The sequence below is a fragment of the Streptomyces sp. NPDC048419 genome (genome assembly GCF_043200415.1).
In the GTDB taxonomy this organism is placed as follows: domain Bacteria; phylum Actinomycetota; class Actinomycetes; order Streptomycetales; family Streptomycetaceae; genus Streptomyces.
Genome location: NZ_JBICXT010000008.1, coordinates 75,740 through 101,111, shown reverse-complemented (window position 1 = coordinate 101,111; position 25,372 = coordinate 75,740). Strand labels below are relative to the sequence as shown.

22 protein-coding genes are annotated in these 25,372 nt (G+C 71.7%); 12 read left to right on the top strand and 10 right to left on the bottom strand.

What is annotated here, in order from left to right; genetic code table 11:
• The first annotated feature begins 69 nt into the window (after window positions 1-69).
• Window positions 70-1,005: an Ig-like domain-containing protein gene (locus ACGFYN_RS18830; protein ID WP_393867127.1), complete on the top strand. Its 936-nt coding sequence runs from the start codon at window positions 70-72 to the stop codon at window positions 1,003-1,005.
• Window positions 1,006-1,072: 67 nt separating this feature from the next.
• Here the strand turns inward: ACGFYN_RS18830 and ACGFYN_RS18825 are convergent, their stop codons facing one another.
• Genes ACGFYN_RS18825 through ACGFYN_RS18800 form a run of 6 tightly spaced genes read right to left on the bottom strand, consistent with a single transcriptional unit; the run spans window position 1,073 to window position 6,585 of the window.
• The gene (locus ACGFYN_RS18825) at window positions 1,073-1,426 is read right to left on the bottom strand and encodes a VOC family protein (RefSeq protein WP_393866932.1); all 354 of its coding nucleotides are present in this window, start codon (window positions 1,424-1,426) and stop codon (window positions 1,073-1,075) included.
• Between the two features lie 4 nt (window positions 1,427-1,430).
• Window positions 1,431-2,291, bottom strand: coding sequence for an STM4011 family radical SAM protein (locus ACGFYN_RS18820; RefSeq protein WP_393866931.1), 861 nt, complete (start codon window positions 2,289-2,291; stop codon window positions 1,431-1,433).
• Window positions 2,292-2,301: 10 nt separating this feature from the next.
• A complete protein-coding gene (locus tag ACGFYN_RS18815) occupies window positions 2,302-3,639 on the bottom strand; it encodes an STM4012 family radical SAM protein (RefSeq protein WP_393866930.1) in 1,338 nt (445 codons plus the stop codon).
• Window positions 3,636-4,451: an STM4013/SEN3800 family hydrolase gene (locus ACGFYN_RS18810; protein WP_393867126.1), complete on the bottom strand. Its 816-nt coding sequence runs from the start codon at window positions 4,449-4,451 to the stop codon at window positions 3,636-3,638. Before ACGFYN_RS18810 ends, ACGFYN_RS18815 begins: the two co-directional genes overlap by 4 nt.
• A complete protein-coding gene (locus ACGFYN_RS18805) occupies window positions 4,448-5,614 on the bottom strand; it encodes an STM4014 family protein (RefSeq protein WP_393866929.1) in 1,167 nt (388 codons plus the stop codon). Before ACGFYN_RS18805 ends, ACGFYN_RS18810 begins: the two co-directional genes overlap by 4 nt.
• A gap of 11 nt (window positions 5,615-5,625) precedes the next feature.
• Window positions 5,626-6,585 (bottom strand): STM4015 family protein, encoded by a 960-nt coding sequence (locus tag ACGFYN_RS18800; protein ID WP_393866928.1) that lies wholly within the window; start codon window positions 6,583-6,585, stop codon window positions 5,626-5,628.
• 170 nt (window positions 6,586-6,755) lie between these two features.
• Here ACGFYN_RS18800 and ACGFYN_RS18795 point away from each other — a divergent pair, with 170 nt between their 5' ends.
• From ACGFYN_RS18795 to ACGFYN_RS18785, 3 genes are all read left to right on the top strand, one after another.
• On the top strand, window positions 6,756-7,082 hold the full coding sequence (locus tag ACGFYN_RS18795) for a hypothetical protein (protein ID WP_393866927.1): 327 nt from the start codon (window positions 6,756-6,758) through the stop codon (window positions 7,080-7,082).
• A gap of 22 nt (window positions 7,083-7,104) precedes the next feature.
• The gene (locus ACGFYN_RS18790; RefSeq protein ID WP_393866926.1) at window positions 7,105-8,157 is read left to right on the top strand and encodes a DUF6745 domain-containing protein; all 1,053 of its coding nucleotides are present in this window, start codon (window positions 7,105-7,107) and stop codon (window positions 8,155-8,157) included.
• Between the two features lie 558 nt (window positions 8,158-8,715).
• Window positions 8,716-8,961 carry a DUF5133 domain-containing protein gene (locus ACGFYN_RS18785; RefSeq protein WP_393866925.1) on the top strand — a complete coding sequence of 82 codons (246 nt, stop codon included), beginning with the start codon at window positions 8,716-8,718 and terminating at the stop codon, window positions 8,959-8,961.
• 60 nt (window positions 8,962-9,021) lie between these two features.
• On the opposite strand, the gene ACGFYN_RS18780 is transcribed toward ACGFYN_RS18785, so the two are convergent.
• Entirely contained in the window at window positions 9,022-10,347 is a 1,326-nt protein-coding gene (locus ACGFYN_RS18780) for an alpha/beta fold hydrolase (protein WP_393866924.1), read from the bottom strand.
• Window positions 10,348-10,749: 402 nt separating this feature from the next.
• Between ACGFYN_RS18780 and ACGFYN_RS18775 the strand changes: the two genes are divergently transcribed.
• Together ACGFYN_RS18775 and ACGFYN_RS18770 are read left to right on the top strand one after the other, a co-directional pair.
• Window positions 10,750-12,258, top strand: coding sequence for an MFS transporter (locus ACGFYN_RS18775; RefSeq protein ID WP_393866923.1), 1,509 nt, complete (start codon window positions 10,750-10,752; stop codon window positions 12,256-12,258).
• Between the two features lie 40 nt (window positions 12,259-12,298).
• Window positions 12,299-13,810 (top strand): MFS transporter, encoded by a 1,512-nt coding sequence (locus ACGFYN_RS18770; RefSeq protein WP_393866922.1) that lies wholly within the window; start codon window positions 12,299-12,301, stop codon window positions 13,808-13,810.
• Window positions 13,811-13,842: 32 nt separating this feature from the next.
• Here ACGFYN_RS18770 and ACGFYN_RS18765 read toward each other — a convergent pair whose 3' ends face one another.
• Window positions 13,843-14,811, bottom strand: a complete 969-nt coding sequence (locus ACGFYN_RS18765; protein WP_393866921.1) for a GlxA family transcriptional regulator — start codon at window positions 14,809-14,811, stop codon at window positions 13,843-13,845.
• A 138-nt stretch (window positions 14,812-14,949) separates the two neighbouring features.
• Between ACGFYN_RS18765 and ACGFYN_RS18760 the strand changes: the two genes are divergently transcribed.
• The 5 genes from ACGFYN_RS18760 (at window position 14,950) to ACGFYN_RS18740 (ending at window position 22,508) form a co-directional block, all read left to right on the top strand.
• The gene (locus ACGFYN_RS18760; protein ID WP_393866920.1) at window positions 14,950-15,588 is read left to right on the top strand and encodes an HD domain-containing protein; all 639 of its coding nucleotides are present in this window, start codon (window positions 14,950-14,952) and stop codon (window positions 15,586-15,588) included.
• A 21-nt stretch (window positions 15,589-15,609) separates the two neighbouring features.
• Window positions 15,610-16,530, top strand: a complete 921-nt coding sequence (locus ACGFYN_RS18755) for an NADP-dependent oxidoreductase (protein WP_393866919.1) — start codon at window positions 15,610-15,612, stop codon at window positions 16,528-16,530.
• A 190-nt stretch (window positions 16,531-16,720) separates the two neighbouring features.
• On the top strand, window positions 16,721-17,704 hold the full coding sequence (locus ACGFYN_RS18750) for a hypothetical protein (protein WP_393867125.1): 984 nt from the start codon (window positions 16,721-16,723) through the stop codon (window positions 17,702-17,704).
• A 47-nt stretch (window positions 17,705-17,751) separates the two neighbouring features.
• Complete coding sequence (locus tag ACGFYN_RS18745; protein WP_393866918.1) at window positions 17,752-19,599, top strand: HSP90 family protein; 1,848 nt, start codon at window positions 17,752-17,754, stop codon at window positions 19,597-19,599.
• 2 nt (window positions 19,600-19,601) lie between these two features.
• Window positions 19,602-22,508 carry a hypothetical protein gene (locus ACGFYN_RS18740; RefSeq protein ID WP_393866917.1) on the top strand — a complete coding sequence of 969 codons (2,907 nt, stop codon included), beginning with the start codon at window positions 19,602-19,604 and terminating at the stop codon, window positions 22,506-22,508.
• 69 nt (window positions 22,509-22,577) lie between these two features.
• Here ACGFYN_RS18740 and ACGFYN_RS18735 read toward each other — a convergent pair whose 3' ends face one another.
• Window positions 22,578-22,694 carry a helix-turn-helix domain-containing protein gene (locus tag ACGFYN_RS18735; protein ID WP_393866916.1) on the bottom strand — a complete coding sequence of 39 codons (117 nt, stop codon included), beginning with the start codon at window positions 22,692-22,694 and terminating at the stop codon, window positions 22,578-22,580.
• Window positions 22,695-22,822: 128 nt separating this feature from the next.
• Between ACGFYN_RS18735 and ACGFYN_RS18730 the strand changes: the two genes are divergently transcribed.
• Window positions 22,823-23,347, top strand: a complete 525-nt coding sequence (locus tag ACGFYN_RS18730) for a hypothetical protein (RefSeq protein WP_393866915.1) — start codon at window positions 22,823-22,825, stop codon at window positions 23,345-23,347.
• Between the two features lie 457 nt (window positions 23,348-23,804).
• Here the strand turns inward: ACGFYN_RS18730 and ACGFYN_RS18725 are convergent, their stop codons facing one another.
• A complete protein-coding gene (locus ACGFYN_RS18725; protein WP_393866914.1) occupies window positions 23,805-25,049 on the bottom strand; it encodes a cytochrome P450 in 1,245 nt (414 codons plus the stop codon).
• Window positions 25,050-25,372: the final 323 nt, after the last annotated feature.

Sequence of the window (25,372 nt, the reverse complement as noted above, 5' to 3'; positions counted from 1 at the left end):
AGCAAGAGAGTGGGGCAGGGCGTGCGAGGGCGCAAGGGCGGCATAGGGATCGCATTGGTCACGGTCGCGATGCTGGTGGGCACGAGTGCCTGCGGTGGCGGCAGTGACAAGGCGAGCGGGGACGACGCAAAGGCGACGGGGAAGCCGAGCGCGAGCGCCTCGCCGTCACCGACGAAGCCCAAGGGCCCGCCGATGCTGCTGGAGACGATAACCCCGCAGACGGGAACCACGGTCGGCGTGGCCATGCCGATATCGGTGATCTTCACGAACCCGGTCGCGGCCAAGGCCCGCGCCACGGTCGAGAAGCACATGAAGGTCAGCGCCTCGCAGCCGGTGGCCGGCGCCTGGCACTGGTTCGGCGACCGGCGGGCCGACTGGCGTCCGAAGACGTACTGGCCCACCGGTACGACGGTGAAGATCGACGCCGACATGAAGGACGTCAGCAACGGCAACGGCCGCTACGGCGTGCACGCATACACGCACACGTTCAAGGTCGGCGACGACGTGCGCGCGAACGTCTCGGTGACCGGCCACACCATGAAGGTGACCCGCAACGGCCAGGCCGTGCGCACCCTCTCGATCAACGCCGGCAGCGCCGAGTACCCGACGTGGAACGGCACCATGGCCGTCATCGACAAGCAGAAGAAGGTCCACATGACCTCCTGCAGCGTCGGCATCAGCTGCGACAAGGGCAGCCCGAACTACTACGACCTGACGCTCCCCTGGGACGTCCACCTCACCCAGTCCGGCACGTACGTGCACTACTCGACCGGTGACCCGAACCCGGGCAGCGGCAGCGCCCGCGGCTCGCACGGCTGCGTCCACCTGTCCATGTCGGACGCCAAGTGGTTCTACGGCCAGGTCAAGCAGGGCGATCCCATCACCATCACCGGCTCCCCCCGGGCCAAGGCCCCGGCCGACAACGGCTACGCCTCGTTCAACCTGAGCTGGGACCAGTGGCTCGCGGGCAGCGCGTCCGGGGAGTCGACGAGCGCCACGCTGTGACGTAGCGCCGTCGCGAGGAGGGAAGCCGCAGCTCCGGTTGCTGCTTCCCTCCTCGCGCAGGACGTGATCAGAAGGGCTGCCACAGTTCGATCCGGTTGCCGTCCGGGTCGGTGACCCAGCCGAATCGTCCGATGCCGTCCATCTCCTGAGTCTCCTCGGCCACGTCCGCTCCCTTGGCCCGGAGTTGTGCGAGCATCGCGTCCAGGTCGCGGACGCGGAAGTTGAGCATCGTCTGCTGGGTGCGTGAGCCGAAGTAGTCGGTCCCGGACTCGAAGGCCGCGAACACCGTCGGTCCGGTTTCCTGATGCCACACGCCTTTGTCGTCGGCGTCCAGACCCAGGCAGTCGCGGTACCACCCACTCAGGACTGCGGGGTCGGTGGCCCGCAGGAAGTACCCACCGATTCCAAGCACTCGTTCCATGCCGTCATCTTGCCAGGACTGCGGTGGGCCGGGCCGGGACGCGCTCCAGGACGCCGCCCGCGAAGACGTCGTACAGCGGCAGGGTCTCCAGGTGGACGTAACCGATGTGGCAGTCGCAGACCGCCAGCGGGCACGGGCGGGGGCGCAGGGCGGCGCGGTACGAGCCGTCGTAGAGATTGCCGAGTTCGGCGCGGACGAAGTGGCAGCGGCGGACCGTGCCGTCGCCGTCCACCGAGATCACGGACTCGCCGGTGCGGCAGGGCAGTCCTGCGCTGGCGTGCGGATGGCGGCTGTACGGGAAGAGGGGATCGAGCGCGGTCCACTCACCGGCCTCGGTGTCCCCGTAGGTGCGGCCCTCGGCGGCGTTGATCCACAGGTAGACGTGTTCGGGCAGGTCGACGCGTAGCCGTCGGGCCGCCTCCAGGTGTTCGGGCAGGCCCACGACGCCGACGCTGAAGCGGACTCCGCGCTCGGTGAGGTCGCGGCACTTGGCGAGGAAGCGGTCGTAGGGCGTCTGGCCCGGATGGTAGGTGCACCACAGGGCGAGGGTGCCGGGGTCGGCCTCGGCGAGCCAGTCGGTGCGGCAGCTGAGGTTGGTCTGGATGGCGACCCGACGGATGTGCGGCAGGTGCGACAGTTCCGCGAGGATGCGCCGGTACCAGGAGCGGACCAGGCCCTCGCCCCATGGCGTGAAGAGCAGCGAGAGCTGGTCCTCGCTGTGTGCGGCCCAGTGTGCGAAGCGCTCCAAGGCGGCGCGGTCGGCGCGGAGCTGGGCGGTCGAGTCGCGCCGCTTGGCGAACGGGCAGTAGGGGCAGTCGTAGTCGCAGGAGGCGAGCGGACCGCGGTAGAGCACGGTCAGATCCATGGTGGGCCGGTCACTTCCTCTCGTAGGCGGCCATGGCGGCCCGGACGGCGGGGGAGAACAGCTCGGGCCCGACGGCGTCGGAGTGGGCGAGTCCCTCCGGGGTGAGCCGCAGGTGCGCGGAGTCGGCGTCGGCCAGCCAGCCGCGGTCGGCGAGGCGCAGGAGTTCCGCGCCGAAGTCGTCGAAGGGACCGGCACCGAAGCGGGCGCGGTAGTCGTCGACGGGCAGCCCCTCGGCCTGGAGGAGGGACTGGAGCAGGTGGCGGCGCCGAGACTCGTGCGCGTCCATGCGGTGGCCGACCTCGGCGTGCGCGAAGTCGGTCGTGGCGACGTAGTCGTCGATGATCCCGCGGATCTCGTGCATGCCGACCGCGTAGTCGAAGGAGTAGTGCAGTCCGGCCGTGTATGAGCGGGCGCCGCAGCCCAGGCCGATCATGCCGTCGGTCTGGCAGGCGTAGTCGTCGGCGCCCTGCTGCGGGGCGCCGGACCGGCGGAACATCCGCATCGACTGCTGGGTGTAGCCCCGCGCGAGGAGGTGGTCGCGGCCCGCGCGGTACAGACGCAGTCGCTGGGCGTCCCAGGCCGGGTCGGGACCCCTGTCGCCGCGGTGACGGTCGAGGCCGGTCAGGGGCCGGACGTAGAGCGGGTAGAGGTAGAGCTCCTCGGGCCGCCAGGCGAGTGCCGCGTCGAGGGAGCGGAGCCAGGTCTGCTCGGTCTGGCCGTCGATGCCGTAGATCAGGTCGATGTTGAGGACCGGGATGGCGGCGTCCCGGATCCGGGCGAGCGCGGCCTCGACGTCGGCGCGGCGCTGCGGGCGTACGGCGGCCCTGGCCTCGGTGTCGACGAAGCTCTGGACGCCGAGGCTGAGCCGGGTGGTGCCGCGCTCGGCCAGCACGGCGAGCCGGTCGGCGGTGGCCGTGGCGGGCGAGGCCTCGACGGAGAGCGGTATCGCACGGAGGTCGGCGCCCATGCGGTGCTCCGCGATGTCGCAGAGGCGTGCCAGCTCGGTCGCGGTGAGGAAGGTGGGGGTGCCCCCGCCGAACGCGGCGGTGGCGAACCGTACTTGGTCCGTTTCCCCGAGCCCCTCACGCACGGCGTCCGCCTGCCGCTCAAGGGCGTCGAGGTAGGCGCCGGTCAGCCCGTCGGGGGCGCCGATGCGGGTGAAGAGGTTGCAGAAGCCGCAGCGGACCTCGCAGAACGGTATGTGCAGATAGAGGGAGAGGGCGCTCTTGTCCTCCGTGGCCCACAGGGACCGCAGCGCGGGCCGGTCGAGCAGCCGGCGGTAGGCCGTCTTGTGCGGATAGGCGTACACATAGTGCTGGTACCGGCTGGTGAGCTGGGCGGTGGTCATCGGACGGCCTCGGCGGGGTCGAGGAAGAAGTGGGCGTACGGCACGGTCCACACGGACTCGTGGCCGAGGCGGTGGCCGGTGTAGCCGTCGTCGCCGTACGCGGTGCCGTGGTCGGAGCAGACGATCGCGAAGCAGCGGCGCCGGGAGCTCGCGGCGGCGAAGAGGCGGCCGATGTGCCGGTCGACGTACTCCAGGGCGGCGGCGTGCGTCTCGCGGGTGTCACCGGCCTCGCGAGTCGCGCCGGGCAGGTGGAACCAGTTGGGCTGGTGCAGGGCGGAGACGTTCACGAAGAGGAACAGCCGCTGTTCCGCGGGGAGTTCGGCCAGCACCTTCTCGGCGCGGGCGACCTGGTTCTCGAAGGAGTGCGGCGAGGTGACGCCGAACTCCCGCTCCCAGTGCGACTCCTGGAAGAGGCCGGGCAGTACGGTGCCGAGCGGGCCCTGCTTGTTGAAGAAGCCGACGCCTCCGATGCAGACGGTGCGGTAGCCGGCCTCGGCGAGCCCCGAGACGAACTCCGGGGTGTCGTAGACGAACGTGCCGCCGGCGGTGGTCTCGCTGCCGGCGAAGCTCGCCGCGAACAGCCGTGGGTGCGGCCCGGGTTCGGCCGGGGTGGGCAGGAAGCCCGCGAAGATCGCCTGGTGCGACGCGTAGGTGAAGCTGCCCGGCGCGTGGCGCTTCTCCCAGCGGCCGCCGGGCAGATGGCGGGCGAGATGCGGGATGCGCCCGGCGGCCGCGAGCTCGACGGCCACGTCGTGGCGCAGGGTGTCGAGGGTGACCAGAAGGATGTCGTCGTGGCCGACGACCTCGTTCATATCGGGTTCAGGCATGGGGTGTTCCTGTTCTGTACGGGTGGAGCGGGCGCCGCGGCGGGTGGGGCGGGTGCGCGCAGAGCGGCCGCCACCTGCGCGGCGTAGGTGTCCTGCCCCTCCGCGCCGCTGCCGGGCAGTCCGGTCAGACGGGGCAGCAGGTCGCCGAAGGCGTTGACCTCGCCGACGAACGCCCTGCGCCAGCCGACGGCCGGCAGCAGGTCCACGCCGAGGCACAGGGTGCGCGGGAAGCAGGACGCCGCGCGCTCGCACACCTCCAGCAGGTCCGACCAGCGGGCGCCCGCCGCCTCCACGGCCTCGCGGACGGCGGCGAGTTCCCCGCGCCTGCCGCCGAGGTGCAGGTTGGTCAGGGGCGTACGGCTGGTGCGGACCACGGCGTGGGTGGCCCGGCCTGCCACGACGACCACGCGCAGGTCGGCGGCCCGGCCCTGCTGGGATGCCTTGGGCACCCAGCGTTCGAGGTGCAGCCCGTCGGACGCGAGCGCGTCGACGATGACGGCGACGTCGCGCTCGCTGTCGTAGCGGCGCACTCTGAGGGAGTTGTAGAGGCCGCCGTCCGCGGCGAGTTCGACGGATGTGGTGGCCCTGATCCGGCCGCCGCCCGTCTCGACGGCCAGGACCCCCGACGCCGAGGACCCATGGGCGGGTTTGACGAACAGCCGCGGCATACGGTGCTCGCGCATCAGCGCCCTGACGTCGTCCCAGCCCCGCACCGGTGCGCCGGCGGGGCCCGAGGTGGGCGAGGCGGGCACCGGGACACCCGCCGCGTCGAGCATCGCGTGGCAGGCGCGTTTGTCGAAGAGCACGGCGAGATCGCCGGGGTCGTCGAGGCGGATGCCGCCGCGCAGGGTGCGCAGCGCGGCGGTGAAGCCGGCGTACCAGCGGGCCGAGCCCTCGACCCGGGTGGGGTCCTGGGTGCCCCGCAGCATGCGGTCGACCTCCGGGTTCTCACCGGGGGAGTCGATCCGGACGATCTCGTCGGGGGCGAAGCCGGCTCCCCTCTCGCGCAGGACGTCCGTCCAGGCGACGACGCGCGGGCCGGGCAGGCCGGTCGCCCGCACAGCGTCCGCGAACAGGGACACCCGGCGGTTCTCCGGGTTGCCGACCACGGCGAACCGCGGCCCGCCGGGAGAGACGGGCAGAGCCATGGGAGATGTGTTCACTCGCCCACGGCGACGTAGCGCCAGACCGTGCCGTCGTCCTCGGTGTCCTCCTCCGCGTCGTCGCGGTCGAGGTCGACCTCCACGCCCGCGGGCTCCAAGGTCTGCCGTACGCGGTCCTCGACGGGCTTGCTGAGGTAGTGGTGGTGCAGATCGAGCTTCTTCAGATGGGTGAGGGGCTGACCGCTCAGGAGCGCGCCGGCGCCCTCGTCGGTCAGGACGCCCATGGACAGGTCCAGCACCTCGAGGCGGTCCACGACCGGTGCGGCGGCGACGGCCGCGGCCACCGCGTCCTGCATCTCACTGTTGCGCAGGGCCAGATGACGCAGGCGCGGCAGCCGCCCGCCCGACAGGATCGGCTCCAGGTCGGCGGCCTCGCTGTCGCCGCCGTAGTCGGGCGTGCCGAGCCACAGGTCGAGGTGGATCAGGGCGGGCAGGTCGCTCGCGCCGATGCCGCGCACCACCTCGACGGGCAACCCGCCTGTCTCCACGACGAGTTTGCGCAGCGCGCCGTGGCTCAGCGCGGTGAACCCCAGCCCCGACCCCCCGCGGACTCCGAACTCCTCAAGGGCGGGGAAGCCGGCGAGCAGCGGGGTGACGTCGGTCTGGTTGATCCAGGAGATCTCGCACTCCTCCATCACCATGTCGCCGAGGAACAGCCCGCGCATTGCGGGGAAACGGTCCCGGGCGGCGAGCAGGGCCTCGATGACCGAGGACGGGGCGGTGTCGTAGGCCTCCTGCCAGGCGCCGACGATCAGGGCCCGTACCCGCGTGGTGTCGACGGCCGAGCAGAACCGGGCGAAGGCGTCCGGCCACTCCTCGTTGGCGTCGTACACGTCGCTGGTGATCCGCCAGGCGACGGCGTCCGCTTCGGGCAGGCCCTCCGTCCGCCCGTCCGGTCCCGGAAACGTGTGTGCAGGCAGCCGGTACAGCGCGTGGAGGTGGTCACCGATGGTCATGCGGCCGCTCCTGAGGAGAAAGAGTGTGCGGTCTGTGATGTCCGCAGTTCTACCAACAGCCACTGACAACACCCCCCGCCGGGGCGGGACTCGGGGGGTTGTCAGTGGCGGCCCCTACGGTCGTGGTCATGAGGCCGGTGCGCGGTGCACCCGGCGGTGAGGGGACAGCCATGTACCGACAGGGAGACGTGCTGATCGTGCCGGTCGCGGAGGGGGCGGTGCCGGCGCATGTGGCGCACGCCCCGAGGGAGCGGCGCGACGGGCGAGGCCGGTTGGTGCTGGCGCTGGGCGAGGTGACGGGGCATGCCCACGCGGTCGTCGGGCCAGGGGAGTTGGTGCGGGAGACGGGTTCGTTCGGGCCGCTGCTGCTGCACCTTCCCCAGGGCGGCCGGGTGGTGCACGAGGAGCACGCGACGATCGCACTGCCCAAGGGGTGGTTCCGGGTGATCCGGCAGCGCGAGTACGTGCCCGGGTCCGTGCGGATCGTGGCGGACTGAACTGCGAAGGGTGGAGGGGCACATGAGCGTGACAGACATCGAGGCGGCCGTGGTGGGGAGTGGCTCCTCCGGCGAGCTTGGCCCGTGGCGCGCGTGGGCGTCCGCGACCGGTCCCGCCGATCGCGCCGCCGCCGAGGAGGGCGTGCGGCGGGCGTACCGGCTGGCGGGGCTCGCGGAACCGGAGCGTGTGGTCTGGGTGGGTTCGCCGCGGGCGGCCGTCACCTTGATCCGTGCACTGGCGGACCGCGGGCCGAGTGCGCGGGACGCCGTCCGAAGCGCGCCTTGGGCAGGTGAAAGACGCAGGCTGCGCGCCGAGTTGGGCGCCGCGGGCTGGTCCGCGCACTGGGCGGCGACGGGCGGACGGCTGTGGGATTCCACTCAAGCGCTCGTGGACCGGATTCGCGCCGGCGTCATCGAGGAACTGGCCGGGCGGGACACGGGCAAGGAGGCGGCGGAGGTCCGCCTGGTCCTTCTGGACGCCGTGCTCGGACAGCACGACGCGCCGTGGCTCGCCGCGTTCGCGGCCGACGACGGTCCGCTCGGAGCGCTGAGCCAGGTGTGCCGCAGCGCAGGCTGGTGGTGGCCCTTCGCCCGTGTCGCCGTCCTGTCGGAGCGGCCCGTGGCCCTGCACCGCGACGAGGCCGGGCGTCTCGATCACGGTGACGGCCCGGCGCTCGCCTACCCCGACGGCTTCGCCCTGCACGCCTGGCGCGGCATGCCCGTGCCGGCGGCCTTCCTCGCCGAACTGCCCACGCTCACGCCGGAGCGGATCCGCTCCGAGGAGAACGCCGAACTGCGGCGCGTGATGCTGGAGTACTACGGCTACGACCGCTATCTCGCCGACTCGGGCGCCCGTCCCGTGCATCGGGACGAGACGGGCACCCTGTGGCGGATCGACCTGGTCGAGGACGAACCCGTGGTGATGGTGGAGGTCCTCAATTCCACGCCGGAACCGGACGGGACCCGGCGCACGTACTGGCTACGGGTACCACCGTCGACCCGCACGGCGAAGGCGGGCGTGGCCTGGACGTTCGGGATCGCGGAGGCGGCGTACGCACCGGAGCGGGAGACGTGAGGCGGGCGGGTTCCCGGGGGCCGGCGTCCGACATGGCGCCGCGGTATCCGGCGGTGGGCATCTTCGACCGTGACGCGCGCCGTGGCCATCAGCGTGACGGCCGGCGCACGGACGGTGACGGCGAGGCGGACTCCCGTATGTGACCGCACTCCCGCGGGCGGGAATGTCCGGCCGGGTGGGTGCGTTATGACGACCGTGGGAGTGGAGGGGACAGTGTCCCCGGGCCTCACGTATTGCATGCAGGGAAGATCGTCCGGCTGAAGCCCTGCATTGCCTTTCGCCGCGTAGGCGACCGCCCTTCACTCCCACAACGCGCAGACGCGGCCCCGAGTGCTTCGATCGCCTCGGGGCCGCGGTGTGTGTCCGAACCCGGTCCGTTGCGCCATGTGGCGGATGTTTGGCCTGTGAAGGTATGTATCACCCGTGGCGGGGCACTTGGGGGTGTACCCGACGCCGCTCGGCGTCGTCCGGTGACGAAGACGTCACTGATGAACTCGGGATTCTCGCGGTGGCGTCCGTCCACGCGCGAGCTGTGCTGTGCTGAAGAGGGGAATCGCCATGATGGTGCCGGCGGAGAAGGAACTGCGTACGGTGCTGGCTCAGTTCGCCCAGGCGCGGATCGAGCACGACGTGTGTCCTACCGGTCGTAGCAGCCGCGTCCTGGAGGACGTGACCTACACGCTGTGCGTGATGACCGCCTCCCGCACCGTCGAGCAGGCGCTGAGCACGGCGGATCTGCTCATGGAGCAGTACCGCGCCGACCGTGAAGGGATGGCGCGGGCGGCCGAGACCCTGGCCGCGTAGTCGCGGGAACCCTGCTGTGGCGGGCCGACGGGCGAGGCGCCCGTCGGTCCGCCACAGCGGTCAGGACAGGCCGGGCAGCGCGGAGCAGTCGGACGTGGCCGGCTTGGCGTCGAAGCGGTCGGCCAGCCAGGAGATCGCGTCGCCCTGGTCGGTGAGCAGTGGAGCGAAGTGGTTGATCAGGGCGCTGCCCAGGCTCGGCAGGGCGACCGGCTTGTACGTCACGTCGGCGCCCTTGGCGCACCAGTCGACGGCGAGCCGGCGGGCCTGTGCGTGCGGTACGAGGTTGTCGCTGGTGCCGGTCGCCAGCCGTACGGGTGACGCGGGTTTCAGGGTGCCGATGCGCTGCTTGTCCAGGAAGTCCGTCAGTGCGGGCTCGGACTGGATGATGTCGCTGATGGTCCGGCTGTCGGTGGTCCAACTGGTGCTGTGCGCACCCCCGTAGGAGAAGAGCGCGTCGCCCACGCACATGGTCGACAGATCCTTGAGCGCCGCCTTGCCCGCCGCGTTGAGATGGGCGTCGGCGATCGGCTTCAGGGCGGGGTCGGACTCCAGGAAGCCGTTGACCGACCAGCCCAGGGCGCCTGCCAGCTCGCTGCCGTCGATGGCCTTGGTGACCTCGACCAGGTCGGCCGGCGGAGCGCCCGCGTAGGTCCCGGAGAGGGTGATCTCGGGAGCGTAGGTGGGCTGGAGCTCGGCGGCGGACGCGGTGGCGCCGCCGCCCTGGCTGTATCCGAACAGACCCACGCGGGAGGCGGGCGTGATCGACGTACCGCCGAGCGAGCGCGCGGCCCGGACGGCGTCGAGCACCGCGTGGCCCTCGTCCACCCGGTTGACGTAGGTGTGCAGCCGGTCCGTCGTGCCCAGTCCGGAGTAGTCGGTGACGACGACGGCGATGCCCTTGGCCAGGAGCCGGTAGATCGCCAGGTCCTCGTAACCGATGGACACCGTCCGGCCGTTGAGGGTCAGAGGGTGTTCCAGGCCGAGGGATGCGGCGCACTGGTCGCCCTGGCCCATGGTGCCGGGCGCCACGGCCACCAGCGGCCGGTCGCCCGGGCCGTGCCAGGCGGCGGTGGGTTCGATGTAGGCGCCGGTGACCGCCATGGGCTCGCCGTTGGAGTCGGTGGACTTGTACATCAGGCGGGTGGCGGCGCCGGGCAGCGGCCCGTCGACGCCGGGCAGGCTGAGCGCCAGGGGGAGCGGTTCGCTGCGCACCAGGGAGCCGTCGGTGGCGGGCAGCGTGGCGGGCGGGGTGTAGAACTCCGGAATCGTGACACCTCGGGAGACCACTGTGTCGGTCTGCGGCACGGCGCCGGCGGGGAGCGCCGTGCCGCCGAGGCAGGCGGCGGTCGTGACGGCGACGGCCAGTATGCGGGCGGATGCGGGCATGACGGACCTCCGGGGTCGGGGAGGCCGAGCCTCACCTTGCGGCTCGGTCGGCTGACGGCCTGGTGGGGCCAGGCCGGTGGGGGAGAGGCCGACGGCGCGAGGTCACGGTCGTCCCACCGTGCCCGCACCCCGTGCCGCTCTTAGACGAAGTGTCAGGACGGTACCGGCGAGGGTGTTACCCGTGGTAGCACCTGGAAGGTTACGGTTCAGTAATATGACGGGGGGTGAGCGGCTCTCGCTCTCGGCCGGCCGATCCCGGGGTCATGAAACGGATCCCGTCCACTCGGTCCGGGTACTCGGTCCGGCACTGAGGCCGACTTCGACCTCTCATCCGGTTTGCGAGAGCCATCGGTGAGCAGACGATCTTGCGGCAAGCCATGCCCGGCCGAAAGGAGCGCGCTCATGACCGACAGCGAGTCCGGTCTCCTCACCGCCGAGGCGGACCCGGGGGCGGTCAGGCGTCACCGCGTCCTGTTCAGAGCGGTCAGGCGGCGCAGGAATCCACCCTTGCGACGCACCGACATCACCGTCACCGACGAGGCGGCCGTCAAACGGGCGGTGAAGGCGGCCTCGCTCGGCAACGCCATGGAGTGGTTCGACTTCGGGATCTACAGCTATCTCGCGGTCACCATCGGCCATGTCTTCTTCCCGTCCGGGAACGGCACCGTCCAGCTGCTGTCCTCGTTCGCGACCTTCGCGGTGGCCTTCTTCGTGCGCCCCCTCGGCGGCGTCGTCTTCGGCCCGATGGGTGACAAGATCGGCCGTAAGCAGGTCCTCGCCCTGACCATGATCCTGATGGCGATCGGCACCTTCGCGATCGGCCTGCTCCCCTCGTACGCCACCATCGGCTTCTGGTCCCCGGTCCTGCTGATCTTCTTCCGGCTCGTCCAGGGCTTCTCCACCGGCGGCGAGTACGGCGGCGCCTCCACCTTCATCGCCGAGTACGCGCCCGACCTGCGCCGTGGTTTCTACGGCAGCTTCCTCGAACTGGGAACGCTCGCCGGATACGTCGGCGCGGCCGGACTGGTGACGATCCTGACCTCGGTGCTGGACAGCGGCGGCATGGAGCAGTGGGGCTGGCGTGTGCCGTTCCTGGTGGCAGGTCCCATCGGGATGATCGGTCTGTACCTGCGGCTCCGGCTGGACGAGACGCCCGCCTTCCGCAAGCTGGAGGACGGCTCCCTCCACCGGGCCTCCGACGCCGCCTCCACGGTCGAGACGACCAGCACCGGGGACGTCGCGAAGATCTTCCGTGACTACTGGCCGACCCTCATCCTGTGCATCTGCCTCGTCGGCGCCTACAACATCGCCGACTACATGCTGCTGTCGTACATGCCGACGTACCTGTCGGACGAGATGGGCTACTCCGACACCCACGGCCTGCTCATCCTGATCGGCACCATGGTGGTGCTGATGCTGATCGTCAACCAGGTGGGCCGGTGGAGCGACAGGTTCGGCCGGAAGCCTCTGCTGATGGGCGGCATGCTCGGGTTCCTCGTGCTGTCCCTGCCGGCGTTCCTGCTGGTCAGGCAGGGCAGTCTGGTGGCGGTGTCGGCGGCGATGCTGATGCTGGGGCTGTCGCTGGTGTGCCTGCTCGGCACCATGTCCGCGACGCTGCCTGCGCTGTTCCCGACCCAGGTCCGCTACGGCTCCCTGTCCATCGGTTACAACGTCGCGGTGTCCGTGTTCGGCGGCACCACCCCCTTCGTCATCACCGCGCTGATCTCCGCGACCGGGAACGAGCTCATGCCCGCCTTCTACGTCATGGCCGCGTCCGTCGTGGGTGTGATCGCCGTGGCGTGCATGCGGGAGACGGCACGCGAACCACTGGCCGGCTCGCCGCCCTCCGTCGCCACACCCGAGGAGGCCGCCGAGATGGTGGAGAGCCAGGCACCGGCGCCGAAGTTCTGACGCGCGCACGCGGCAGGCCGGACAAAGTGCGCGAACGCTGATGGAATCAGGTCCGGGGGCAGGCGAAGGAGGAACGGTGCCGGGACAAGCCGAGGACGGAACCGACCCCCGGCGATGGAAGGCGCTGTGGGTCACGCTGGTGGCCGGCTTCATGAGCCTGCTGGACGTGACGATCGTGTCCGTCGCGCTCCCGTCGATGCAGCGCGACCTCCACGCGTCGGCCCCCTCCATCCAATGGGTGGTGACCGGCTACGCCCTCAGCTTCGCCCTGGTCCTGGTGACCGCCGGCCGTCTCGGTGACGCGATCGGCAGGCGCCGCATCTTCCTGATGGCCCTGGCGGCCTTCGTCCTGTGCAGCGCGGCGGCGGGCGCGGCACCCAGCATCACGCTCCTGGTGGTCGCCCGCCTCGCCCAGGGCGTCGCCGCGGGATGCCTGGCCCCGCAGAACTCCGCCCTCATCCAGCAGATGTTCCGCGGAGCCGAACGCGGCCGCGCCTTCGGCATGTTCGGCGCGGTCGTGGGCATCTCCAGCGCGGTGGGCCCGGTCGTGGGCGGCCTCATCCTCGCCCTCGCCGACGGCCCACAGGGCTGGCGCTGGATCTTCTACGTCAACGTCCCCGTCGGCGCCGTCGCCCTGCTGCTGGGCTTCCGGCTGCTGCCCAGGACGACGCCGGGCCGCCGGGAACGCCTCGACCTGGGCGGCGTCGCCCTCCTCGGCTGCGGAGTCCTGGCGCTGATGCTGCCGCTGGTGATGGCCGAGTCCGGTGGCGTACGGCATCTGTGGTGGCTCTTCCCGGTGAGCGCGGCCTTCCTGTACGGCTTCGTCCGCTGGGAGCGCCGTGTCGCGGCACGTGAGGGCCAGCCGCTGCTGGATCCGCAGCTGGTGACGACCACGCGCGGCTATGCCGCCGGGGCCGCCCTCGGCACGCTGTACTTCGTCGGCTTCAGCGGTGTGTGGCTGGTGTTCGCGCTGTTCTTCCAGAACGGCCTGGGCTACTCGCCGCTGCGCTCGGGGCTCGCGGTCACGCCGTTCGCGATCGGGTCGGCCTGCGCGGCGGCCGTATCGGGCCGCCTCGTGGACCGGTTCGGCAGGCTGCTGACCGTGTGCGGTCTGGTCGGCGTGACACTCGGCCTCGGCGGCACCGCACTGATCCTGCTGCTGGCACCCGCCCACGTGGCCGCCTGGCTCACCGTGCCCGTCCTGTTCGTCGGCGGCCTGGGCAGTGGCTGCGTCATCTCACCGAACATCACCATGACCCTGCGGGACGTGCCGGTGCGGATGGCGGGCGCGGCGGGCGGCGCCCTGCAGACCGGGCAACGGCTGGGCGGATCGGTGGGCACGGCCGCGCTGCCCGGCATCTTCTACGTCGTGCTGGGCTCCGGCGCCCACAACTACCACGCGGCCGTCGCGACGGCGGTCGGCCTGGGCATCGGCCCCATCGTGTGCTCGCTCGCCCTCGCGGTCCACGACTGGCGGCGCGACCGCCGCGGCGACGGTGAGCCGTGCCCGCCGGAGGTCTCACACAGCCATCTGCACTCGCGCCAGGGGTGAGCTGCGACCCCACCTGCCGCCGTCCACCGGTGTCACGGGCCGCCGCGGGCGGTGCTGAAGCGGCGCTGGTACGCCGCGGGGCTGATGGACAACTCCCGTGCGAAGACCCGTCGCAGGCTCTCGTAGCTCGGGAACCCGGCCAAGGACGCGGCCTGGGTGGCGGTGTGCCCCTGGTCCAGCAAGGCCTTCGCGATGTCGAACCGGATCGACTCGACGTAGCGGGCCGGTGTGGTGGACAGCTCCTCCCGGAACAGCCGCGTGAGATGCCGGGTACTCATGTGCAGATGCCCGGCGAGCTCGGCGAGGGAGTGGTTGCCCACAGGATTCGCCGTCACCAGGTCGACGACCGTGCGCAGCACCGGAGACCGGGGCGGCGGGCCCTGCAGGGGCGCGGAGAACTGTGACTGGCCGCCCGCGCGTTGCAGATAGACGACCAGGGCGCGGGCGACCTCCCGGCTCAGGTCGGGACCGTGATCCTCCTCGACGAGCGCCAGCGCCAGGTCGATGCCGGCGGTGACACCCGCCGAGGTGTACGTGGTGCCGTCGCGCACGTGGATGGCGTCGGGTTCCACGCGGATCTTCGGGTGCCGGTCGGCGAGTTCGCGCGCGATCTTCCAGTGCGTGGTCGCCCGCTTGCCGTCCAGGAGACCGGCCGCGCCGAGGACGAATGCTCCGGAGCAGACGGACGCGACCCGGCCGGATCGGACCGCCAGCCCTCGTGTGGCCTCGATCAGGTCCCGCGTGACGGGGGTTCTGGGGTAAAGGGCACCGCCCGGCAGCACGAACGTGTCAGGGTCCGGTTCGGACGCGGGGCTGCCGTCGACGGCGATCCGTACGCCGATCGAGGAGGCGACGTCGGCGCCGGTGGCCGACAGCAGGGCGACCCGGTAGTCGGCGCCGAGCTGATTCGCTTCCCCGAACACGTCCGCGGGGCCGGCGACGTCCAGCAGTTTGACCCCGTCGTAGACGAGGATCGCGATCCGATGCGGCGCAGAGCTCACAGCCCATCCCTCAGGTGTCCGGATTCGAGTGCTTCATGGCCGGGCCGGGGTGGCGGGGAACGCCGTCCGGTCGGCACTGTGGAGAACAGGCGCGCCGCACCGTTTACTCCGCACCTGCACTTCGAAAGCGTGAATCCCATGACCGACATTGTCGCCGCAGTGGAAATACCCGAGACCGCAGCAGTGGCGGAGGCCACCGGATTTCTTCGTGAAACGACGGGTCCGCTCATCTTCCATCACTCCCGGCGTGTTTTCCTCTTCGGTTCCCTTCATGCGCGCCGGCTCGGTCTCCAGCCCGATCCGGAGCTGCTCTACATATCCGCGATGTTCCACGACACCGGGCTTTCGACTCCGTTCTCCGACGTGGAGCAGCGCTTCGAGCTCGACGGGGCCGACCACGCGCGCAAGTTCCTGCTGGACCGCGGGTTCTCGAAGAGCGCGGCCGAGGCCGTCTGGACGGCCGTGGCGCTGCACACGACGCCGGGGATTCCCGGCCGGATGGGTCCGGAGACGGCCGCCACGAACTACGGAGTTCTCACCGACGCGATCGGCTGGGGACTGGACGGACTGGACGGCGGCCAGGTGGACGAGATCATCGCCGCCCATCCACGCGGAGAATTCAAGAAGGAATTCCTGCGGAAATTCGTCGAGGGACTCAGGAACCGTCCGGACACCACCTACGGGACCGTCAATGCGGACGTCCTGGAACACTTCGTTCCCGGGTTCCGGCGCAAGAGCATGGTCGAGCGTGTCAATGACGCGCCCTGGCCGAATTGAAGACCACACAGAGGAAGAACCATGCGAGCCATCACCACATCGGACCGCGACGCCGGCGTCACCGGGCTGGCCCTGACCGACCTTCCGTATCCCCATGCCGCCGAGAACGACGTCGTCGTGCGGGTGCATGCCGCCGGATTCACCCGGGGAGAACTCGACTGGCCCGCCACGTGGTCCGATCGCGCCGGGCGCGACCGCGCTCCGAGCGTGCCCGGGCACGAGGTCTCGGGCGTCGTGGCGGAACTCGGGTTCGGAACCACCGGCCTCACGGTCGGCCAGCGGGTCTTCGGCCCGACCGACTGGGCCCGAAACGGCTCGCTGGCCGAGTATGTCGCCGTCGAGGCCCGCAACCTCGCCCCGCTTCCCGCGGACATCGACCACACGGTGGCCGCCGCGCTGCCGATCTCCGGGCTGACCGCCTGGCAGGGTCTGTTCGACCACGCGCGGATCACGAGCGGCCAGACCGTCCTGATCCACGGTGCCGCGGGCGGCGTCGGATCGATCGCGGTGCAGCTGGCCGTGGAGGCGGGAGCCCGGGTGATCGGCACCGGACGGGAGGCGGACCGGGACACCGCGCTCACTCTGGGGGCCCATGACTTCCTGGACCTCGGGGCCGGCCGGCTGGACGACGCCGGAGAGGTCGACGTGGTGTTCGACGTGATCGGCGGCGACGTCCTCGGCCGGTCGGCCGGGCTCGTGCGCGCGGGCGGCACGCTCGTCACGATCGCCGAGCCGCCCACCGTCCGGCCCAAGGACGGGCGCGCGCTGTTCTTCGTCGTGGAACCCGACCGCGCCCGCCTCACCGACCTGGCGCAGCGGGTCCGGGACGGACGGCTCGACGTGCGCGTCGGGGCGGTCCGCCCGTTGTCCGAGGCGGCCGCCGCCTTCGCCCCCGGGCGGCGCGTCACCGGCAGGACGATCATCAGGGTCGCCGAGGACTGACGGTGAGGGCGGCGGAAATCGCCCGGACTTGAGCCCGTGTGTCCTGTGGATGGCGAAAGGGGAAGCTCGCGGCCGGCCCGCGAAGTACGCGACGAACACGCGAAGTACACGTGAAAACCCTGTGGAAGCGCTGTCGGGGGGACCGCTTATGCTGCGTCCGACGATCAAGCAGGACCAGGGGAGGCGCGGCATGTTCGGCAAGCTGTTCGGCAGGGGCGGGCAGAGACCGGAGGCGGACCCGCACGCCTTGCCCGCGCCGGGCAGGAAGAACGGGATGTACCCGCTGCGCGCCCTCGGGGACGCTCGGGTGCTGGCCCTGGTGGAGGCGGCGGAGGCGGGTGACTGGGAGGCGGTCAGGGCGGCCTCGGCACCCTTCGACCTCGGCCGCGACCATCAGGTGCTGGGTGAACTGGCCGACGTGGACGGTGTGCAGGACTGGATCGGCCGGGCCGTCGAGGAGGACAAGGAGCACCGGGCGACGGCGCTGCTGATATCCGGGGCGCGCCACATCGTCTGGGGCTGGGAGGCGCGCACCTCCGACCGTGCGGTGAACGTCACGCAGGAGCAGTGGCGGGTCTTCCACGAGCGGCTCCACATCGCCGAGGAACAGCTGCTGGAGGCAGCGGAGTTGCGGCCGGAATGGGTCTCCCCCTGGCGCCGCCTCCTCACCTCCGGCCGCGGTATGTCACTGGGCCCCGCCGTCAACGAGACCTGGCGTGACGCCGCCCTGCGCCGCGACCCGATGGATCTGGAGACCCACACCGAGTGGGTGTCGTACCTTCAGCCCCGATGGAGCGGAGAGCCGGGCCAGGCCCTCGCGTTCGCCCGTGAGGCGTTCGCAGGCGCGCCCGAGGGCCACCGCCTCGGCTGTGTGATCGCCATGGCCCACATCGAGGACTGGGTGGAGTCGGAGACGAAGAGCTGCCTGGTCACCCCCGACATCCAGGACGAGTTGCTGGACGCGGCCGAGCACAGCATCCTCCACCCCGCCTACGAGCGACGCCCGGGCTGGCAGGAGGACTTCAACATCTTCGCCATGGCCTTGTCGCTGGCCTCCGAGCGCATCGCGTTGCCGCGCGTCTTCCAGGAGCTCCAAGGCGCGTACACCTCGTGGCCCTGGAAGTACATGGCGCAGCCGGAAAAGATGTACGCCCGCGCCCGGCGCAACGCCTGAGCCCGCACCTCCCCGTCACTCCCGAACACCCCACCCCGGACTGCCCGATGACTCTGCCCGAAACCCCGTTGAGCCCGGCCGGCACCGATCGCACCTTCCAGGTGGATCTGCGCGGCCTCGTCGATCTCCTCTCCCACCACCTCTACTCCAGCCCCCGCGTCTATCTGCGCGAACTCCTCCAGAACGCGGTGGACGCGCTGACCGCGCGGCACGGCCTCGAACCGGCCGCTCCCGCCGACGCCTTCGGCATCCGCCTGTACGCCGACGGTTCGGTGGTGCGCGTCGAGGACGACGGCGTCGGACTGACCGAGGCCGACGTGCACACCTTCCTCGCCACGATCGGCCGCAGCAGCAAGCGCGCCGACCGGATCGCCGAGCAACGCGCCGACTTCATCGGTCAGTTCGGCATCGGCCTGCTCTCCTGCTTCCTGGTCGCCGACGAGATCCACGTCCTGAGCCGCTCCGCCCGCACCCCCGACGCCCCCGTCGTGGAATGGCGCGGACGCGGCGACGGCAGCTACACCGTCCGCACCCTGCCCTCCTCCGCCCACCCCCGGCCCGGCACCACCGTCACGCTCACGCCGCGCGCCGACGCGGGCGAGTGGACCCGCCCGGCCCAAGTACACGCACTGGCCCGGCACTTCGGCTCCCTGCTGCGCCACCCGGTGACCTTCGACGACGGCACGGTCGGCCAGGGCGCAGCCGTCAACCCCGAGCCCGCGCCCTGGTCACGCAGCCACCCCACGCCGGGAGCCCGTTCGCGGGCGCTGGCCGCGTACGGCGAGGACGTCCTCGGGTTCACCCCGCTGGACACCATCGAACTGGACCTTCCGGCCGTGGGGCTGAAGGGCATCGCGTGCGTGCTGTCCGAGGCCGTACCGGCCGGGCGCCGCCACGGCCACCGCGTGCACGTCAAGGGCATGCTGCTGTCCGAGCAGGCCGAGGAGATCCTCCCCGAGTGGGCGTTCTTCGTCCGCTGCGTCATCGACGCCGAGAGCCTGCGCCCGACCGCGTCCCGCGAGTCCCTGTACGAGGACGACACCCTCGCCGCCGTACGCGACGCACTCGCCGAACGCCTGCGCACGTGGATCGCCCGCACCGCCGCCAGCGACCCCGACCTGCTCGGCCGCTTCCTCCAGGCCCACCACCTGGCCGTGAAGTCCCTCGCCGTGCACGATGACGAGATCCTGCGGATGCTGCTGCCCTGGCTGCCGTTCGAGACCACCGCCGGGCACGCCACGCTGGACGAGTTCGCGCGCACCCACCGCACCGTGCTCGTGACGTCCAGCGTGGAGGAGTTCCGGCAGGTCGCGGCGATCGCCTCGGCCGCCGGACTCGGCGTCGTCAACGGCGGCTACACCTACGACCGTGAACTGGTCCACCGGCTGCCGGAGATCAGACCCGAGGTCAGCGTCGCCGACCTCGACCCGGCCACGCTCACCGCCCATCTCGACCCCGTCGACCGGGAGACGGAACTGGCCGCCGCGGCCTACCTCGCCCAGGCCCGCGACGCCCTCGCCGTCTTCGACTGCGACGTCGCGCTGCGCACCTTCCAGCCCGCCTCCGCTCCCGCCCTCCTCCTCGACAGCCGGGAGGCCAGGCACGAGCGCAGCCGGTCCCAGCTCGCCCGCGAGCAGCAGGGCGGCCTGTGGGGCGACATCCTCGGTCACCTGCGCCAGGAGGCGCCGAGGGCCCAGCTGATCCTCAACCAGCTCAACCCGCTGGTCCGCACCGCTGTCACCATCGACGAGCCCGAACTGGCCCGCACCAGCGCCGAAGCCCTCTACGGGCAGGCCGCGATGCTGTCCCGGCGCCCGCTCCGGCCCGCCGAGTCGAGCCTCATCAACCGCTCCTTCCTCGACCTTCTCGCCCACGCCCTCCGCAAGGACAGCTGACGATGCCGACCGCACCCCAGACGACCGACGAGCTGTACCAGGCGCTCCAGGAGAACGACCAGCGCCCCTACGGCCGCACCCGCACCGTCACCGCCGAGGAACTCGTCGAGGCCGCCGAGCAGTTCGCCGAGCCCGTCCCTCTCGTCCACGCCCTCCTGGAGCTCCAGGAGGCCTACACCTACGGCTCCGAACCCCGTAAGTCGCCCGTCGTCTTCGCCCGTCTGCTCACCCTCTTCGACGAGCAGCCCGACGTGTTCGACGAGCGGCTGCGCCACATGCTGTTCTGGCGCTTCAAGTGGGTTGCGAACGCCCTGCGCGCGCTGCCCGAGATACCGCTGGCCAGCCTGCGCCAGTGGCTGACGGAGATGCGCGACCGGTACGAGAAGGCCGGCCTGGGCCTCCAGCCCTACTACGGACAGGCCTACCAACTCGCCGCACACGTCGGCGAGGACACCGACCTGGCCTTCGAGCTGTGGGCGGGGCGCACCCGCAGCCGGCTCAGCGACTGCGAGGCCTGCGAGATCTGCGAGCGGGCCCTCCACCACCTCACGGGGGGCGACGACGAGCGGGCGCTGAGCACCTGGGAGCCCGTCCTGGCCGGGAAGGAGTCCTGCCAGGAGGAGCCCGCCCGCTCCGTCTCCTACGCACTGCTGCCCCTGCTGCGTACCGGCCGCACCGGCCAGGCGCGGCAGCTGCACCTCGCCGGGTACCGCAGCTGCCGCCGCAACCCCTCCATGTCCGGGGAGGTCGGCCGGCACTTGGAGTTCTGCGCGCTGACCGGCAACGAGGCACGCGGCCTGGAACTGCTCGCCGAGAACCGCAATCTGTTCGAGGAGGTCGACTCGCCGCTGGACCTGCTCAGTTTCCTCACCGGGGTGGAGGTCCTGCTCCAGCGCGTCGAACTCCTCGGCCACGGAGACCTGCCCGCCGCCGGATACCCGGGCCGCAACTGGACGGTGGCCGCCCTGCGCGCCGAGGTACGGGACCGCGCCGGCGAGCTCACCGCCCGCTTCGACGCCCGCAACGGAACCACCGCGCACAGCGACCGCCGTGAGGCCCGCCTCGAGCGCCTTCCGCTGCTGGACGCGCTGGAACTGACCCTCCGACCGCACCGCCTCGACGACGTGGCACCGCTCGCGCCCGCCGCCGTCCCCGAGTCACTGCCCGAACTCATCGTCCGGGCAAGGACGTTGAGCGAGCAGGGACACCCGGACGCCCAGGCCTGCTGGACGCGCCTGCGCACACTGGTCGACGCCCCCGACTACACCCACCCCGACGACCCGGCCGTCGGCCCGCTCGCGCGGCTGCGTGCCGACCTGCTGTCCGAGGAAGCGGACAAGGCGGGGGAGAGGGGCCGGTTCAGCGTCGCCGCCGGCCTCCACGAGGAGGCCGCGGGACTCTACGACGACGCCGGGGAGCCCGGTCACGCGGCGCTCGCCCGCGCCTCCGTCCTGCTCGCCACCGCCGAGATCCCCTCGACGGACGCCGACGCGGTCGAAGAGAAGACGGCCGCGCTGACCGCCGCCCACGCGTCCATGGTCCATCTCCACGAGGAGACGCCCGGCCTCACGCCGTACCAGGAGGCCCGGCTGCTGCGGTTGCGGGCGACCGTCCTCGGCCTGCGGTTGCAGGCGTCGCGGGACGAGGAGCACGTCGCGCCGGCCTTCGCCGAGGTGGACCTGCTGCACGAGTTCGCCACCCGGCACGACATCGCGGTGCAGATCTCCGGCGCCCAGCTGCTGCGGTCCAGCACCCACGCCCTCTCCGGCGACCTGCCCGCCGCGGTCACCGAGATCGACGCCCTGCTCGATCGGCTGAAGGCACACGGCCCCGCCTGGCACCTGCCGCGCACCCTCGGGCTGCGAGGACGTATCCAACTGGGCCTCAGGGACGCCCGGTCGGCCCACGCCGACCTCGCCGAAGGCCTTCGACTGGCCGCCGAGTGGCCGGCCGACGCGGTCGACACCGCCCGCCTCCACGGAGATCTGGCCGAGGCCTGTATGCACCTGGGCCGCCCCGACGAGGCACTGCGGCATCTGACGCGCTCCGCCGAGCTGGAACTGCGCAAGGGCAGCCGTATGGACGCCTTCTGCACCTACAGCAACGCGGCCCAGCTCAGCCTCGACCTCGGCCATGTCGAGGACTGCATCGCGCTGCTGGACTCCCTGCTGGCCGAAACGGACGTCGCCTCCGGGGAGTTGGACGACCGGCTCGCCGCTCAACTGCGCCTGACCCGCGCCCGCGCGCTGCACGCGGGCGACGACCTCAAGGCCGCCACGGCGGAGTTCGCCGCCCTCGCGGCCGAGTCGGCCGGCTGGGACGACGACCCGGGCAGCCACGCCATGATCGCCGCCGAGACGGCCGTACTCCTCGGCGAATCCGGTGAGTTCGCCCGGGCCCGCGAAGCCGCGGACCAGGCGATCGTCGCCCACGCCAAGGCCCCGCGCTACGGGCAGCTCAGCAGCTCCCTGCGCGAACTCGGCCGTCTCAACGCCCAGCAGCGGGGCCCCGAGGGCCTGGCCGACGCTCTCACCTTCCTCGCGGACGCGGGCCGGATCGCCGACGAGGCCCGCGCCGCCGGGTACGAGGCCCGCGGCCGTTCCCTGGACACCGCGCTGGCCTACGAACACGGTCGGGTCAACGCCTACGGCGGCCGGTACGAGGACGCGTTGGCCGCCCTGGACAAGGCCCTCGCCCTGCTCGGCGAACCGGGACCGCAGGACGAGCACGTGGGCGAGTGGACCGAGTGCGTCCGCCTCGCCGGCGCCGTCGAAGGCCTCTACCTGGAACGCCCCGCCCCCGCCCTCACCCGCCTCGACGCGGCGATCTCCCACCTGACCGCCCTGGGCCACGCCGAGGAGACCGAACCTCTGACGTCCTTGGCGAGCGAGCTGCGCGACGAAGGGTGATCCGACGGGGCTGGTGCCGAGGCGGGTTGGCGGCCCGGCACCAGCCCCGTGCGAGTTCGAAGGTGTTGTTCAGGGTGTGTTCAGGCGCATCTCGCGCGGGCTGACTCCGAAGCACGGGCGGAACGCCGTGCTCAGTGCGCTGGCCGAGGAGAAGCCCGTGGCGTACGCCAGTTCCGTGATCGTCATGCGCGTGCGGCTGCCGCACGGGCCGGTGAGGCCGGAGTCCGCCGCGTGGTCGCGGACCGAACGCGCTGTCGACCGACGGCGCGGAGCACCGCCGGCTGCGCGGCGCCATCACCGACAGCCTGGCCCGCGTGGAGCCGAACACGCTGCGCGGATACGTCGAGACCAGCGCCGACGCCCTCATCGACCGGTTCGCGCCCGCGGGCGAGGCCGATCTCCTCGGCGCGTACGCGCAGGTGCTGCCCCTGCTGGTGTTCAACCACCTCTTCGGCTGCCCGGCCGAATACGGCGAGCGCCTCGTGCAGGGCATGTCCGGGATCTTCGACGGCGTTGACACCGAGAAGGCCTACGAGCTGCTCGCCACGACCCTGTTCGACCTCGTCGCGCTCAAGCGCAGGCGGCCCGGCCAGGACGTGACCTCCTGGCTGCCGGCCTACCCGGCCGAGCTCACCGACGAGGAGATGGTCCACAACCTCGTCCTGCTAATGGGCGCGGGCACCGAGCCGCAGCAGAACCTGATCGCGAACAGCCTGCGGCTGCTGCTGTCCGACGACCGATTCGCCGGCGATCTGTCGGGCGGCAGCCTGCCGGTGGAGGACGCCCTCGACGAGGTGCTGTGGAACGACCCGCCCATGGCCGACCACGCCGCGCGCTAGGCGGTCCACGACGTCGTGTACGAGGGGATCGCCCGGCAGCCTGGCCGTCCGATCGTGGTCTCGCTCGCCGCTGCGAACAACGACCCCTCGCCCACCAGTGACCAACGCGCGCGAAACCGGGCCAACTTGGCGTAGAGCGTGGGCCCGCACACGTGCCCGGCGCAGAGTCCGGCCCGGCTGATCGGGGCAGCGGCGGTGGAGAAACTCCTCGACCGCCTAACCGACCTCGAACTCGCCGGCCGGCCGATGACCTGCTGCGGCGGCCGGGTCCGTTCCACCGGGCGCCGGCCGCACTGCCCGTGACGTCCCGCCGTCCGCCGTCGGCACACGCGCCGCGGACGACGGGCCGCCCGAGGCGCACACGGCCGTGCCGCCTCGGCCGCTCGCCGCCCCGGCCGCCGCGCAGGCGCGGCGCGGCTGGTGGGGCCGGGTGCGGACCTGGTGGCGCGGGGAGTGATCAGCGAAGATGCGCCGGGACGGAGCGGTGGCCGTTGGAGATGAAGGAGTCCACCGGCCTCAACTCCTCCTCGGGTACGGCGAGTCGGAGGTCCGGGAAGCGGTCGAAGAGGGCCAGGAGCGCGATCTGCGCCTCCAGCCGCCCCAGCGGCGCGCCCAGGCAGAAGTGCACGCCGTATCCGAACGCCAGGTGCTCCTTGTCGACGCGGGTGACGTCGAAGCGGTCCGCGTCGACCCCGTACTTGCCGGGATGGCGGCCGGCGGCGGCGTACGCCGCCAGGATGGCCTCACCCTTGCTGATCACGACTCCTTCGGGCCCGCCGAACTCTTCCATCGCCAGGTCCTCCACGGCGTACCGCAGCGGCAGGCCGGCGATCGGTGCCTCGACGCGCAGCGTCTCCTCGATCACGTCCTCCCAGGAGGCGCGGCCGTCGCGGACGAGCGCGAGCTGGTCGGGGTGGGTGAGCAGTGCGTGGATGGCGTTGTCGATGAGGTTGACCGTGGTCTCGTGGCCCGCGCTGACCATCAGCATCAGGGTGTCGAGGAGTTCCTGCTCGCTGAGGCGGGTGCCGTCCTCGTCGTCGCGGGCCGCGATGAGGGCGGAGGTCAGGTCGTCACCCGGCAACTCCCGTTTCGTGGCGACGAGTTTGGCAAGCGCGGCGTAGAAGCGGGCGTAGGTGTCGGTGACCTCCTCCGGTGTGGCGGAGGTGTGGAAGATGCTGTCCACGACGGAGCGCAGTTCGGCGCCCTGGTCCTCGGGCAGGCCGAACAGCTCGCTGATCACCCGGATCGGCAGCGGGTAGCAGTACCCCTCGCGCAGGTCGACGACCTGACCGTCCCGCCCGGCCCGTTCGACCCGGTCCAGCAGACCGGCGGTGATCTCCTCGATGCGGGGCCGGAGCGCTGCGGTGCGGCGTGCGGTGAAGGCCTTGGAGACCAGGGCGCGCAGACGTTTGTGCTCGCCGCCGTACGCGGTGAACATGTTCTGCACCGCCACCCACGTGAACAGCGGCCATTCCGGGGCGATTTCGCCGTTGATCCAGCGGGTCCAGTGGCGGCGCGGGTCCTTGGAGACGCGCGGGTCGGTGAGCAGGCGCCTGAGCAGATCGGGGTCGCTGACGGCCCACGCCCCGACGCCGTCGGGAAGTTCCACGGGCGTGACCGGCCCGCGGTCGCGGACCCGTGCGGCCTCGCCGTGGATGTCGCGGCCGGTCGGGTCGATCACCAGAGGGTCGGGGTGTCCCATCGCAGCCTCCCAGTCGTACGAATTGGATACGAACGGTCAAGCTACGTCCCCGTAGCGTCGCCGGACGAGATCCCGCGGCCCCCACTGCGTATTGCCACAACTTCCTTGCGCGTAACCGCAATTCAGGCCACCCGCCGGGCTCTGGGCTTGGCGCGTCTGACGGGAGGGCCGGTGAGGCTGACGACGGGCGGCTGGTCCCCGCGGTGGATGCGGGGGGGACGTTATGGAGGCGCTGCTGCTGCTGCTGCTGCCCGCCGGCCGCCGGTGGGACGCGTACCGCTCGACCTCGGGTCGCACGCGATGCGCCACCTCGGGGACGAGAC

Coding starts and splice junctions, on each gene's coding strand:
- ACGFYN_RS18830 (WP_393867127.1), top strand. CDS start 70: ATGCTGGTGGGCACGAGTGCCTGCGGTGGCGGCAGTGACAAGGCGAGC.
- ACGFYN_RS18825 (WP_393866932.1), bottom strand. CDS start 1,426: ATGGAACGAGTGCTTGGAATCGGTGGGTACTTCCTGCGGGCCACCGAC.
- ACGFYN_RS18820 (WP_393866931.1), bottom strand. CDS start 2,291: ATGGATCTGACCGTGCTCTACCGCGGTCCGCTCGCCTCCTGCGACTAC.
- ACGFYN_RS18815 (WP_393866930.1), bottom strand. CDS start 3,639: ATGACCACCGCCCAGCTCACCAGCCGGTACCAGCACTATGTGTACGCC.
- ACGFYN_RS18810 (WP_393867126.1), bottom strand. CDS start 4,451: ATGAACGAGGTCGTCGGCCACGACGACATCCTTCTGGTCACCCTCGAC.
- ACGFYN_RS18805 (WP_393866929.1), bottom strand. CDS start 5,614: ATGGCTCTGCCCGTCTCTCCCGGCGGGCCGCGGTTCGCCGTGGTCGGC.
- ACGFYN_RS18800 (WP_393866928.1), bottom strand. CDS start 6,585: ATGACCATCGGTGACCACCTCCACGCGCTGTACCGGCTGCCTGCACAC.
- ACGFYN_RS18795 (WP_393866927.1), top strand. CDS start 6,756: ATGTACCGACAGGGAGACGTGCTGATCGTGCCGGTCGCGGAGGGGGCG.
- ACGFYN_RS18790 (WP_393866926.1), top strand. CDS start 7,105: ATGAGCGTGACAGACATCGAGGCGGCCGTGGTGGGGAGTGGCTCCTCC.
- ACGFYN_RS18785 (WP_393866925.1), top strand. CDS start 8,716: ATGATGGTGCCGGCGGAGAAGGAACTGCGTACGGTGCTGGCTCAGTTC.
- ACGFYN_RS18780 (WP_393866924.1), bottom strand. CDS start 10,347: ATGCCCGCATCCGCCCGCATACTGGCCGTCGCCGTCACGACCGCCGCC.
- ACGFYN_RS18775 (WP_393866923.1), top strand. CDS start 10,750: ATGACCGACAGCGAGTCCGGTCTCCTCACCGCCGAGGCGGACCCGGGG.
- ACGFYN_RS18770 (WP_393866922.1), top strand. CDS start 12,299: ATGGAATCAGGTCCGGGGGCAGGCGAAGGAGGAACGGTGCCGGGACAA.
- ACGFYN_RS18760 (WP_393866920.1), top strand. CDS start 14,950: ATGACCGACATTGTCGCCGCAGTGGAAATACCCGAGACCGCAGCAGTG.
- ACGFYN_RS18755 (WP_393866919.1), top strand. CDS start 15,610: ATGCGAGCCATCACCACATCGGACCGCGACGCCGGCGTCACCGGGCTG.
- ACGFYN_RS18750 (WP_393867125.1), top strand. CDS start 16,721: ATGTTCGGCAAGCTGTTCGGCAGGGGCGGGCAGAGACCGGAGGCGGAC.
- ACGFYN_RS18745 (WP_393866918.1), top strand. CDS start 17,752: ATGACTCTGCCCGAAACCCCGTTGAGCCCGGCCGGCACCGATCGCACC.
- ACGFYN_RS18740 (WP_393866917.1), top strand. CDS start 19,602: ATGCCGACCGCACCCCAGACGACCGACGAGCTGTACCAGGCGCTCCAG.
- ACGFYN_RS18735 (WP_393866916.1), bottom strand. CDS start 22,694: ATGACGATCACGGAACTGGCGTACGCCACGGGCTTCTCCTCGGCCAGC.
- ACGFYN_RS18725 (WP_393866914.1), bottom strand. CDS start 25,049: ATGGGACACCCCGACCCTCTGGTGATCGACCCGACCGGCCGCGACATC.